The organism is Streptomyces sp. NPDC048473, assembly GCF_043200155.1.
In the GTDB taxonomy this organism is placed as follows: domain Bacteria; phylum Actinomycetota; class Actinomycetes; order Streptomycetales; family Streptomycetaceae; genus Streptomyces.
The window spans coordinates 45,010-55,883 of the sequence record NZ_JBICXE010000033.1 but is presented as its reverse complement, the minus strand read 5'-3'; the positions used below and the strand labels follow the sequence as shown (position 1 = coordinate 55,883).

12 protein-coding genes, 1 tRNA gene, 1 pseudogene and 1 riboswitch are annotated in these 10,874 nt (G+C 68.3%); of the genes and pseudogenes, 11 read left to right on the top strand and 3 right to left on the bottom strand.

The window, feature by feature from the left end; genetic code table 11:
- Positions 1–481 precede the first annotated feature (481 nt).
- Positions 482–576, top strand: a riboswitch (TPP riboswitch).
- From ACGFU7_RS35880 to ACGFU7_RS35865, 4 genes and pseudogenes are all read left to right on the top strand, one after another.
- Entirely contained in the window at positions 568–1,974 is a 1,407-nt protein-coding gene (locus ACGFU7_RS35880) for a purine-cytosine permease family protein (protein ID WP_393701623.1), read from the top strand. (Overlaps the previous riboswitch by 9 nt.)
- Before the next feature lie 67 nt (positions 1,975–2,041).
- Positions 2,042–2,851 (top strand): hydroxyethylthiazole kinase, encoded by an 810-nt coding sequence (gene thiM / locus ACGFU7_RS35875; RefSeq protein WP_393701621.1) that lies wholly within the window; start codon positions 2,042–2,044, stop codon positions 2,849–2,851.
- A complete protein-coding gene (gene thiE, locus ACGFU7_RS35870; protein ID WP_393701620.1) occupies positions 2,848–3,525 on the top strand; it encodes a thiamine phosphate synthase in 678 nt (225 codons plus the stop codon). Before thiM ends, thiE begins: the two co-directional genes overlap by 4 nt.
- Positions 3,492–3,875 (top strand): annotated as a pseudogene (locus ACGFU7_RS35865) (bifunctional hydroxymethylpyrimidine kinase/phosphomethylpyrimidine kinase); the annotation flags it as partial. The gene thiE and the pseudogene ACGFU7_RS35865, both read left to right, overlap by 34 nt.
- Positions 3,876–4,562: 687 nt before the next feature.
- Here ACGFU7_RS35865 and ACGFU7_RS35860 read toward each other — a convergent pair.
- Complete coding sequence (locus ACGFU7_RS35860) at positions 4,563–5,846, bottom strand: phosphatase PAP2 family protein (RefSeq protein WP_393701618.1); 1,284 nt, start codon at positions 5,844–5,846, stop codon at positions 4,563–4,565.
- A gap of 652 nt (positions 5,847–6,498) precedes the next feature.
- Here ACGFU7_RS35860 and ACGFU7_RS35855 point away from each other — a divergent pair.
- From ACGFU7_RS35855 to ACGFU7_RS35830, 6 genes are all read left to right on the top strand, one after another.
- Positions 6,499–6,945: a hypothetical protein gene (locus ACGFU7_RS35855; protein ID WP_393701617.1), complete on the top strand. Its 447-nt coding sequence runs from the start codon at positions 6,499–6,501 to the stop codon at positions 6,943–6,945.
- Positions 6,942–7,124 (top strand): hypothetical protein, encoded by a 183-nt coding sequence (locus ACGFU7_RS35850; RefSeq protein WP_393701616.1) that lies wholly within the window; start codon positions 6,942–6,944, stop codon positions 7,122–7,124. The genes ACGFU7_RS35855 and ACGFU7_RS35850 overlap by 4 nt, the downstream gene beginning before the upstream one ends.
- Positions 7,124–7,834 (top strand): hypothetical protein, encoded by a 711-nt coding sequence (locus ACGFU7_RS35845; protein ID WP_393701614.1) that lies wholly within the window; start codon positions 7,124–7,126, stop codon positions 7,832–7,834. Before ACGFU7_RS35850 ends, ACGFU7_RS35845 begins: the two co-directional genes overlap by 1 nt.
- Entirely contained in the window at positions 7,831–8,199 is a 369-nt protein-coding gene (locus ACGFU7_RS35840; protein ID WP_393701612.1) for a hypothetical protein, read from the top strand. The genes ACGFU7_RS35845 and ACGFU7_RS35840 overlap by 4 nt, the downstream gene beginning before the upstream one ends.
- A 58-nt stretch (positions 8,200–8,257) precedes the next feature.
- Positions 8,258–8,485: a hypothetical protein gene (locus tag ACGFU7_RS35835; protein WP_393701611.1), complete on the top strand. Its 228-nt coding sequence runs from the start codon at positions 8,258–8,260 to the stop codon at positions 8,483–8,485.
- 346 nt (positions 8,486–8,831) lie between these two features.
- Positions 8,832–9,266, top strand: coding sequence for a VOC family protein (locus ACGFU7_RS35830; protein WP_393701610.1), 435 nt, complete (start codon positions 8,832–8,834; stop codon positions 9,264–9,266).
- A gap of 219 nt (positions 9,267–9,485) precedes the next feature.
- Here ACGFU7_RS35830 and ACGFU7_RS35825 read toward each other — a convergent pair whose 3' ends face one another.
- Positions 9,486–10,061, bottom strand: a complete 576-nt coding sequence (locus tag ACGFU7_RS35825) for a hypothetical protein (protein WP_393701608.1) — start codon at positions 10,059–10,061, stop codon at positions 9,486–9,488.
- 303 nt (positions 10,062–10,364) lie between these two features.
- Between ACGFU7_RS35825 and ACGFU7_RS35820 the strand changes: the two genes are divergently transcribed.
- Entirely contained in the window at positions 10,365–10,688 is a 324-nt protein-coding gene (locus ACGFU7_RS35820; protein ID WP_393701607.1) for a tyrosine-type recombinase/integrase, read from the top strand.
- Positions 10,689–10,787: 99 nt separating this feature from the next.
- Here the strand turns inward: ACGFU7_RS35820 and ACGFU7_RS35815 are convergent.
- Positions 10,788–10,861: transfer RNA gene (locus ACGFU7_RS35815), tRNA-Pro, on the bottom strand.
- Positions 10,862–10,874 lie beyond the last annotated feature (13 nt).

Genomic DNA, 10,874 nt, shown 5'->3' with positions numbered 1-10,874 from the left:
CTCGCTGCTCGGCCATGCCGAGGCCGGGGGATCTCTCCGGGTAGAACCCGCAGGGGGCGTGGGCTGCTTCTCCCAGCCGGCCGTCTCCGGGAGCGGGCGGCAGAAGATGCTCACGCCGACGTTGGCGAGGCCCTTCTTCACGCTGTAGGTCGAGGGGCCGCTGAACAGCGGCAGGAAGGCGTACTCCCGGAGCGCCTTCTGCTCGACCCTGTTGACCGCCGCGGCCTGCTCGTCGAGGTCGGCGATCTCGGTGGTGGCGCGGATCTCCTTGTCCGGAGCCGGCCTACCCTTCCGGGAGCTGTAGCACCATATGGGCCGAGCAATCTCTTCCTCCTATCGGAGCGCCGACTCCGACGATGTGACGCTCGGGCAGAGGCCCCGTAACACGGACCGCGCATCCACGCCACAGACGAACCCACCGAGTGGTTGCCACGTAATCCTCCGTGCAGGTGTTCAAAGAGATCGGGTTAGTCTGTCCGTCGTACCGGACACGGGGTGCCCCACCCGAGGGCTGAGATCACACCCGTCGAACCTGAACCAGTTAGCACTGGCGGAGGGATGTCTTCCATGCCTTTGACGCATGTTTCCGGCGGGCTGCCCGCCGACGGCCGGCAGCCCGTCTTCGACGGACGGATGCCGGCGGCCCCCGGCGACCTCCGCGTCGAGACGCACGGCATAGAGCCGGTTCCCGAGAGCAACCGCTACGGCGGTCCCGGGCGCCTGTTCACCGTGTGGTTCGCTCCCAACCTGACCATGACCGGCGTGTTCACCGGCACTGTCGGCATCGCCCTCGGCCTGGACTTCGCCACCGCGCTCGCCGCCGTCGTGCTGGGCACGGTGCTCGGCGCGGTGCCCACCGCCTACCTGGGCACCTGGGGGAGCCGGACCGGTGCCGGGCAGCTGCCGCTGGCCCGGCTCGCCTTCGGCCGGGCCGTGACGGTGCCCGGCATCCTGCAGTGGCTGTCCTCGGTCGCCTGGGACGCGCTGATCGGGCTGTTCGGCGGGGACGCGCTCGCGCGGTTGTGCGGCTGGCCGTTCTGGCTCGGTGTCCTGGTCATGATGCTGGCCCAGGGCGCCCTCGGCGTTCTCGGCTACGAGGCCATCCACCGGCTCCAGATCGTCATGACCTTCGTGCTCGCCGCCGCGTTCGCGCTGATCGCCTGGCGGCTGCTCGACGGTGTCCACCCCGTCGGCACGGGCACCGCCCACGGTGCCGACCAGGCCGGCGCGTTCGTCCTGACCAGCACCATCGCGCTGAGCCTGACCCTGTCCTGGGCTCCGTACGCCAGCGACTTCAGCCGCTACCTGCCACGCACCACCTCGCGCCCGCGCATGTTCTGGTTCACGCTGCTCGGCCTCGTGGTGTCCTTCGTGACTGTCCAGGCCCTCGGGTTGTGGGGCGCATCGGTGCTGACCGACCAGACCGCTGCAGGTGTGGACAAGTTGCTGGGCGGTGGGGCGCTGGGCGCGTTCGGGCTGCTCGCCGTGGCGCTGGCGGCCCTCTGCAGCAACGCCATGAACGACTACAGCGGTTCCTTGGCTCTGCAGACCGTCGGCGTGCGCCTTCCGCGCCCGGCGGCCGCCGCCCTCGCCGCCGGGCTCGGCTTCCCTCTGGTGCTGTGGATGCACGCTGCCGACACCACTGCCCGCTTCCAGAACGTGCTGCTGTTCGTCGGCTACTGGATTCCCGGATTCGTGGCGATCGTCATCGTCGACTGGATCGCGCGGGCCCGGACACGGGGCGGCGCCGCGATCGACCTCGCCACCGAGACCGCCCGGCCGCAGTCCGGATGGCCCCCGTTGCTGGCATTCGCCGTCGCCTTCGCCGCGGCCGTGCCGTTCATGGACACCAGTCTGTACGTGGGCCCGGTGGCGGCCTCCCTGCACGGCGCCGACCTCTCGTACTACGTGGCGTTCCTCGTGGCGCTCGCCGTCTACGCGCCGCTGCGGCTGCGCCACCGCCCGCAGGACTGACCTGCCGCCGGCCGACGGACCCCCGACGCCCCTCTGCGCCCCAACGACATCCCCGGAGCGATATCTCATGCCCGCGGCATCCGCCGATCACACCGCCTTCGCCCCGCAGGCCCTCGCACGCGTGCGGGCGGACTCCCCACTGGTTCAGTGCCTGACCAACGCGGTGGTCACGGGCTTCACCGCCAACGTCCTGCTGGCGCTGGGCGCCTCACCGGCCATGGTCGACATTCCGGAAGAGGCCGGCCCGTTCGCCCGGATCGCCTCCGGTGTCCTGGTCAATCTCGGCACCCCGCACGCGGAGCAGCGCTCCGCCATGGTCGAGGCCGCGCGGGCGGCGGCTTCGGCCGGCACGCCATGGGTCCTCGACCCGGTGGCGGTCGGCGCACTGCCGGTGCGCACCGCGCTGGCACGAGAGCTCCTTCAGCTGCGACCGTCGGTGATCCGGGGCAACGCGTCCGAGATCATCGCGCTCGCGGGCGCGGGCGACGGCGGCCGCGGCGTGGACTCCTCCGACGGCGTAGGGGCCGCCGAGGAATCAGCACGCGAGCTGGCCCGTACAGCCGGCTGTGTCGTCGCCGTCTCCGGGCCCGTGGACTTCGTCACCGATGGGGTGCGCAGCACCCGGATCGCCAACGGTGATGCCCTGTTGACCCGGGTGACAGGGGGCGGCTGCGCGCTGGGTGCGGTGATGGCGGCCTTCGCGGCAGTCGACGAGGACCGGTTCGCCGCGGTGGTGGCCGCCGTCACCGCGTACACGGTCGCCGCCGAGCTGGCCGCGAAGGAGGCCTCCGGGCCCGGCAGCTTCGCCGTCGCCTTCCTGGACGCGCTCGCCGCGCTGGAGGAAGCGGACCTCGCCGAGCGGGCGGCTCTTTCGTGACGGCGACACCGGTGGATCTGTCGGTCTACCTGGTGACGGACACGGCCCAGTGCGCGGCCCGCGGCCGGAGCGTGGCCGAGACCGTCGCCCTGGCAGTGGCCGGAGGCGTCACCGCCGTGCAGATCCGGGAGAAGCACGCCGCCGGGAGGGAGTTCCTGCATACGGTTTTGGAGGTGGCCGCCGTCCTCCCCGAACGAGTGGCGCTGATCGTCAACGACCGGGTGGACGTGTTCCTGGCCGCCCGCGCCGCCGGCGCACGCGTGACGGGGGTTCATGTCGGCCAGTCGGATCTCCCGTCGGCCGCCGTACGCGAACTGATCGGAGAGCACGCGGTTCTGGGCCTGAGTGCAGCCACCCCCGATCAACTGCGCGCCGCCGCCGAGGATCCGGCACGCGTCCACCACGTCGGCATCGGCGCGCTGCACGCGACCCGCACCAAGACGGACGCCCCGGCCCCACTCGGCCATGCCGGCTTCGCCCGCCTCGCCCGGCTCAGCGGCCTGCCCGCCGTGGCCATCGGCGGCATCACCCCGGCCGACCTGCCACGCCTGCGACATGCTGGGGCGGTGGGAGCCGCCGCCGTCTCCGGCATCTGCGCCGCCGAGGACCCCCGCGCGTCGGCCCGCGCGTACGCCCGGGCATGGACCGGTACCCGAGACGAGAGCCTCGCCTGACCGCGCCGGCCCACGTGCCGACGACCGCCGGATCGGACTCCGGCAAAGGAGGCGGAATCCGGGCCGGCCTGAGGACGATACGGCGCTCGGCGCCCACGGAATGAGCATGCTCACGGGGCTGTCACGGCACAGAACTCCCTGGGCGTGCAGGGCGCTTGGGAACTCCCCGTCGAGGCATTCGCGCGCAGTACCGCAGTATCGTCGACGACATCGGTGTCCAGGCGGTGAAGACAGGCATGCTCGCCTCGCCCGACCTGGTCACGGTGCTCGCCGAGCTGTTGCCGGATGCGGCGCCCCCGGTCGTCATGGACCCGGTGAGCGTCTCCAACCACGGGGACCGGCTGCCGGCGCCGACCGACGCGGTCACGTCGGCTGGTCCCCAACCGGCTCCCTAAAACGATAAAGGGGCCGTTTCGGATTCCTCTGAAACTGCCCCTGACCTACGACTCATACGAGTCGGGACGACAGGATTTGAACCTGCGACCCCTTGACCCCCAGGAGTGCGAGCCAGGGGAATTTTCCGGATAGATCACACATTTCACGGACGCAGATCGTGCATGACGAGGCACACTGTGCGGCACCGGGCATACCCTGTGGTCCCCAGCTGGTCCCCAAGCCCGGACCCGGTCGCACCTGGAGGTCGGCACTGGTCGAGCGACCAGTACCCGGCGCGGACGCCGGCGGACTTCATCTTCGAGATGAAGTCCTTCACCGGCCGCATGACGAAGGGGCGCCGGAACAAGGTCGGGGAATCGCCAGCAAGGGCAGCTCAACTGAACCCCGCCCCCCGCCTGATCCCGGCCCGGAAACAGGCCGCGACCGAGCCCGCCGCGCGCTGACCTCAGACAGGCCGGCAACAGGGGTATCCGGACGGGTCCCCACCACCAGCCCCATGCCCCATGCGTCCGGGCCTCCATCGACGGCGACCGTGGCGATGCCGAAGGCAGCGCGAGCGACGCCGACAGCGGACAGTCGCCGACGAGAGCGCTCAGACTGGCCAACCACAGCGCTCAGCCCACGACCCGCTGCAACATGACTCAAACCAGTTCGGGCTGCGGTTCGCGTCGCGGTTCCGGCAGATACGCCGACGCGGCCTTCCGGTCCCACAGCTTGGTGGTCCGTACGTAGCCGTAGACCACTGAGGTCATCGCCAGAATGAGCAGCGGCCCGAACACCCACGGATGTCCGGCCATCTCCACCGACAGATAGCGATACGACGCCAAGAGCCCAGCGAAGACCGCGGCGCCGTAGACGACCAGCTGGATTCCCGACCGGTCCCAGCCGCGGTCGAGCGAGCGCAGCGCCGTCTCGATCGTGAGCGTGAACACCACACCGGCGACGATGTCCGCGCCGTAGTGGTAGCCGAAGCCCAGTGTTGCACCGAGCGTGGCGATCAGCCAGAACGCGCCTGCGAATCGCAGAGCCCGCGGGCCCTTGCGGGAATGAATGAAGATCGCGGTAGCCCACGCCGTGTGCAGACTGGGCATGCAATTGCGCGGGGTGATCTCGTCGAAGAGCATCGGGTGCGGGGTACTGACCTGCGGCGGCGTGTCCGGCCACAGGTTGGCCACCGCCCAGTGCCCCCCGTCCGCGCCGTAGGCGAAGATCGGTCCGACCACCGGGAAGATCATGTAGATGCCCGGCCCGAGCAGGCCGATGACCAGAAAGGTACGCACCAGATGATGGCCCGGGAAGCGGCGCTCGACCGCCACGTTGCGCAGCTGGTACAGCGCGACGACGACCGCGGCCACCGCGAGCTGAATGTAGACCCAGTCGAGAACGTGGGCACCGACCGTGCCGGTAGCCGCGACAATCCGGCCTACCAGCCACGACGGGTTACCCAACGCATGATCGGCGGTTGCCACGTACTGGTCGAGCACCGCCGGGCGGGTCTTCGACGTGATCAGCAGCCAGGTGTAGCCGGTCTTGCGGCCGGCCACCAGCAACAGGGCCAGTCCGACGCCTTTCAGCAGCAGGACACGGTCCCGGTCGGTGCGGCGCGTGACAGCGATGACGGCACAGGCCAAAGTCACCCACAACGCGCCGTTGCCGAACATCATCTCGGCGTCGACCGCCCACCGCACGAGCCAGAAGACGACGTCGATGCCGATCGCGGCGCCGGCCGCGATGATCCGCTGCCGCCAGGTGAGCACCACCATCATCAACGCCATACTGACGTACAACACCGTCCCCGATTTGGGGGCGAATATCACCTCTCGCGCCTGGTCGGTGATCGGCCCCGGCTCGCCGTACCGACGCGCGGCGACCTCCAGTGCAATGAGGAATCCGAGGGCCGCCACACTCACCGCGACCCACAGCATGACGCGTGGTTGACGCCATGCAGCGAACCTAGTTCTGCCGTCTATTCGCGAAAACATTCGCGTTACCGTAGATATCAATTTTCAGCTGCTTTGTCATATTTCAATGTGATCGTTGCGAGCTCGAACATGCTAACGGAACGGGTGGGTTTCGCTGATCACAGGTACGCCGAATACAGCGATCAGCTCACCACACCCCCGGACGCACGAAAGGCCGCCTTCCGATTCCTGAGTGGGCGTCTAGGGATGGATTGTGGTGCTAAGTCGCTCCTGCGGCCAACGATCTTCGGGCTGATTCACACCTTTCGTGCGCCTTCACAGCCTTCCGGGCGCCGACCTGTGTGCCCGTTCAATCCGCTTCTCGGCACTGGATTCCGTCTGGTTTAGTAATGGGGCGGAAGATTCCCGCCAGTGCGGAGCTTCCAGCATTTCAGGCTGTGCACGTTGGCGATGAATACGGCAAAACGGGTCGAAATACCCATCACGAATCAACATCAAACGCCCACTCAGAACTCGGCAACATTTGAGCATCCTGGACGAAGCGGCCGCTCACCGTATCTGCCGACAAACGCTCTCCGTTGTCACCTGCATAGCCAACCACCAGTGGCGCTGATATTCGGCGGCGCCCGGGGCAGGTGTCCGCGACACTGGGCCGGTGATCGTCATACGCCCCGTGCTGGAGACCGGCGCGCTCCCCGGCTTCGAGTTCTGGCCGGTCGCCGAGCAACCGCCGCACCACCTCACCCCACTGAACGGCACGCTGAGCGATGAGCAGGTCGGCACGGCAATAGCCACCATGGCCGGCTACAACTCCAGCCGAGTCGAAGACCACCTGACCGACCCGGCCGACGCCTTCCTGAGCTCACTGCTGCACGAGGAGGGGTTCGTCGCCCCTGGAGGGCTCCGCGTCCAGGACACGGGCACCGGCACGACGCTGACGCCCGGTTGCTGCTGCGGACTGGAGGACTGGAGGACTGGCGCGGATGGCTGGAGATCGCCGACGGAAGCGAGCTGTGGCTCGGCCACGACCCGACACCTTGGGCCGAACAACTCGGCGACACCGTCCGGCTCCACCCGAACGGCGAGCACCCGGGCCCCGTGATCGAGGTCGCCCTGACCGAGCTCCCCCGGCTGCTCGCCGGGGTCCAGCAGGACCTCGCGGACTTCCTCCTCCTGGTCGCAGCATGGGCCGAGCAGCACGCGCCCCAGTCGGCGCAGGCACTGGCCAGTGCGGTCGACCGGTCGCTCGCAATCACCGCACCCCTGCGAAAGCTGAGCTGATGGCGAGCTTCCTGACGCACCGCCGGCTCGTGCTTGACTGCACGCTTCCGGTGCCGCGCCGCCACGCGGCACTGCGGGCCTGCCTCACTCTGTACGCCCCATACGGCTTCCGCGCCACGTACCACCACCTGACAGTCAGCGCCGCGATACCACGCGACCTCGACGCCGATCCCGAGTCTCTGGAACGTGCAGTGAACGAGCTCCACGAGGCCCGCCTGCTCCGGCTGGCCGAGGACGCCCGGTACGCCGAGCGGCGGCGACGCGAGAAGCATGCCGGTCAGCGGGGCCCCCGACGCCCGGGCACGTGGTGGCACCGCCACAGGCAGCAAAGCTGCATCCAGCTCGATCCGCTCGGCCATCCTGCCCTGGCCCTGCCCGAGTTCGTCCGCCGCCAAATCAGCCTGGCGAATGGCGAAGCACTGCCCGGCTGCGCGGACTGCGGCAGCGGCCTGCCCGCGGTGTCCCGTTCAACCGGCCACGGGTTCATCGACCTGTGCCGCAGCTGCGGCACGGTACAGCGCTCCTGCGCCTGCGGCCAGCCGCACTACCTCCACCCTCGCGAACGGGACCTGTGGCCGCGCCTGTGGCGCAGGGAGCACATGACCCACGACGGCCTGCCCAACCCGCACTGGCCCGGTACCGTCGAGGACCGAATCGCCGGCCTGCAGCTGAGGAACCCGTCACAGCCACGGAACGGGCGGCTCGGATGAGCGAACTCGCCTTCTTCGCCCAAGTGGTGGCCCGGGGCACGGTCCGCGGCCTGGACTGCAGCTCCACGCCCGACCAGGTCACTGCCTGGCTCGGCGACTACGGGGAGAACCTTCGGGGCGACCTGCTGTGGCGCGACTGGGCGTTGTGGGATACCTGGGTCGACGGCAACGCGAAGGTCACCATGGTCGTCTCCGCCGTGGACACCACCGAGGGCCTCCTCGCCAACTGGGCCAAGGGCAGAAACCTGCTTCCCGTCATGCCTCTGCCCTCCCAGATCGCCCAGGTCCACGCCGGTTGGACCGGCTGGGCGTCGATCTTCTCCCCCTACGGCAAGAGGAAACTCGGCCTCAACGGACAGCCGTGATCCACAGGTATTGACTATTGCTCCAGCTCTCTTGTACCTGGTCACGAAAGCCTCGCTCATGGCGGCCAAGATCGGCATCTGCGAAGACAGTCCCAGGAACAGGCGACTCTATGAGCACCAGCGGACCGGCTGGATCAAGATCGAGGCGATGCGTTTCGCCGTCGGTTCTGATGCCCGCAAGGTCGAGGACATCATCGTCCGATCCTGGCGCAGCCGGCTTCTACCACCCGTGCTGGACGACGGCTACGGGTACAACGGGTACAGCGAGACGGTGTCGCTCCAGTAACTCCGAGTCAGTGAGATCTGGACCGAGGTGTGTGCCACCGCCGATCAGGTCATGGCCGCGGCGGAGTGACTGTCGCCCGCTCCGGGCAGCTCGTCCAACTTCGATGGCAAACGGCACATGTTGGCTGACAGGGCACAGTGGGGAGAGAGAGCGGGAGGACGGGCAAGCGAACTACGAGCGTCCCGTCTCATGCGAATTGGCCCCTGCCTCAGGTGGTCTGGTCCGATTCGCTCGTCGTCTCAGGCGATCTGGTCCGTTGGCGGTACTCGTGTCACGCGAGACCTCGACCTGCGCGGCGAGGGCACCCTGGGGGGCGCTGAGCAGCACGCGCCAATACGGTGGCCCGATGATGTCGATCAAGAAGTTCCAAGTCACCTTCGACTGCGCAGAACCTGAGCGCCTCGCTCGTTTCTGGTGCGAAGTGTTGGGGTACGTCGTACCGCCGCCACCGGAGGGGTTTGCCACTTGGGACGATTTCAAGAGCTCGCTGCCACCTGAGCAGCAGGACGCATGGTTTGCCTGCATTGATCCCTCAGGCGTGGGCCCGCGACTGTACTTCCAGCACGTCCCCGAAGGGAAGGCCGCCAAGAACCGGCTGCATCTTGACGTGCGGGTCGGCACCGGGCTCGTGGGTGAAGAGCGCCTGGCCGCACTTGAGGCCGAGTGCGCACGACTGGTCGCGCTCGGCGCGGTACACGTGCGAACACTGCGTGCCGATGGCGTCAACGAGTCGTGCATCCCGATGCAGGACATCGAGGGCAACGAGTTCTGTCTCGACTGAGGGGCCGCGAACGTGTCCTCCCGGATCGACTGAGACGGCACCGGGCAACCGTGCGTCCGGAACCAGGTCCACTGAGATTTCCAACGTCACAGCGTCTCAGTTCTTCTGGTCGCTGCAGGTCACAGGCATCACCAGGGACCAGATCATCTGAGACGGGACAACGAGCGTCTGCCGCTGTATGTGGGGATGATCTCGGGAGCGCCGCGGTCTTGCCAGGGGCTAAGGGGCAGCTGTTGGAGCGGGCATGATGGTGCCCTCTGGCAGGTCTTCGTCGAGGGCGACTACAGCTCGTTCGAATTCCTCGAAGCTGCGGCCGATGGTGAGGACTCGCCAACGGCGGGTGAAGAAGATGTTCTGGACGGGTCCTGCTAGAGCGGACAGCCGCTTCGCCTTCGTTTCGACGGCCCGCTCCGACAGCATGATCGCTCGTGAGTGGGCCACGAACCGGCCGACGATGTCGCGCACCCGCTCTGTGGCGTAGCCCAACCCGAACGTCTCCATGTTGTCCACCATGTAGCGGGTGGCCTCGTCAAGCTGGTCGACCCACCGGTCACGCTCGGCGTTCAGCTTTTCCGTGAGGGCGGGGCGCTGATCCGCGAGGGCTGCTGGGATCGGCGTTTCGCCGAGACGGGCAGAGGCCGACAGGATGGTGAGCACGCGGCGGCTGAACTCGTCGCGAGCTTGGTGCGCGAGGCTGATGCGCTTGTTGCGGGCCTCCAGGCGCGGGGTGATGACGAGGCCGATGAAGAGGGCCGTCGCCGCTGGGAGCAAGATGGCGCTGATCCACGTGGGCATGGGGCGATTCTGAGGTATACGGCTCCTGCTGGTGGGCGGTTCGGCGGACTATAGGCTGATGTACGGCGCGGGGCTGATGTACGGAGGAGACTGTGGGCCTGCGCCAACTCGTGGTCGTGGCTGAACTACAAGCCCGTGATGGCCGAGGCCGGGAGGCCTGGAGACCGGGCAGCCGCGCATTCCCGGAACCGGCCAAGACGTGGGTGCCGCCGCAGGAGTTGCGGCGGCTGGCCGCGTAAAAGGTGCTGGCGTCGTACGACAACAACCAGGCCGGGTAGCTCGCGGCCGTATGCGGCGACACGAGTGCGCTGGAGCGCCGGGAGCTGGGCGACGCGGCGAACCTCGTGGACACCGCGCTCGGCTACCTCCTCGGCTCGGACCAAGCTCGGCTACGAACACCTGCGCCGCCATGACCTCCGGCACACCGGACTGACCTGGTTCGCCGACGCAGGGGTCCAAGTGCACGCCCTACGCAGAATCGCCGGCCACGGGTCACTGACCACCACCCAGCGCTACCTTCACCCGGACGTACACAAGACCACGGCCGCCGGGGCGGCTCTCTCCGCCCACCTCAGCGTGCTGCGCGCACCGCGCTCCCTGCCGGGCCCGATCGTCATGACCCGCTGACACCGGTCAAGGAGGCTGGTCCCCAGCTGGTCCCCAAGAATGACCAAGGGCCGGTTTCGGATGTTTCCGAAACCGGCCCTGACCTGCGACTGTCTCCAGTCGGGACGACAGGATTTGAACCTGCGACCCCTTGACCCCCAGTCAAGTGCGCTACCAAGCTGCGCCACGTCCCGATGCGGTTCCCCC

Coding starts and splice junctions, on each gene's coding strand:
- ACGFU7_RS35880 (WP_393701623.1), top strand. CDS start 568: ATGCCTTTGACGCATGTTTCCGGCGGGCTGCCCGCCGACGGCCGGCAG.
- thiM (WP_393701621.1), top strand. CDS start 2,042: ATGCCCGCGGCATCCGCCGATCACACCGCCTTCGCCCCGCAGGCCCTC.
- ACGFU7_RS35860 (WP_393701618.1), bottom strand. CDS start 5,846: ATGCTGTGGGTCGCGGTGAGTGTGGCGGCCCTCGGATTCCTCATTGCA.
- ACGFU7_RS35845 (WP_393701614.1), top strand. CDS start 7,124: ATGGCGAGCTTCCTGACGCACCGCCGGCTCGTGCTTGACTGCACGCTT.
- ACGFU7_RS35840 (WP_393701612.1), top strand. CDS start 7,831: ATGAGCGAACTCGCCTTCTTCGCCCAAGTGGTGGCCCGGGGCACGGTC.
- ACGFU7_RS35835 (WP_393701611.1), top strand. CDS start 8,258: ATGGCGGCCAAGATCGGCATCTGCGAAGACAGTCCCAGGAACAGGCGA.
- ACGFU7_RS35830 (WP_393701610.1), top strand. CDS start 8,832: ATGATGTCGATCAAGAAGTTCCAAGTCACCTTCGACTGCGCAGAACCT.
- ACGFU7_RS35825 (WP_393701608.1), bottom strand. CDS start 10,061: ATGCCCACGTGGATCAGCGCCATCTTGCTCCCAGCGGCGACGGCCCTC.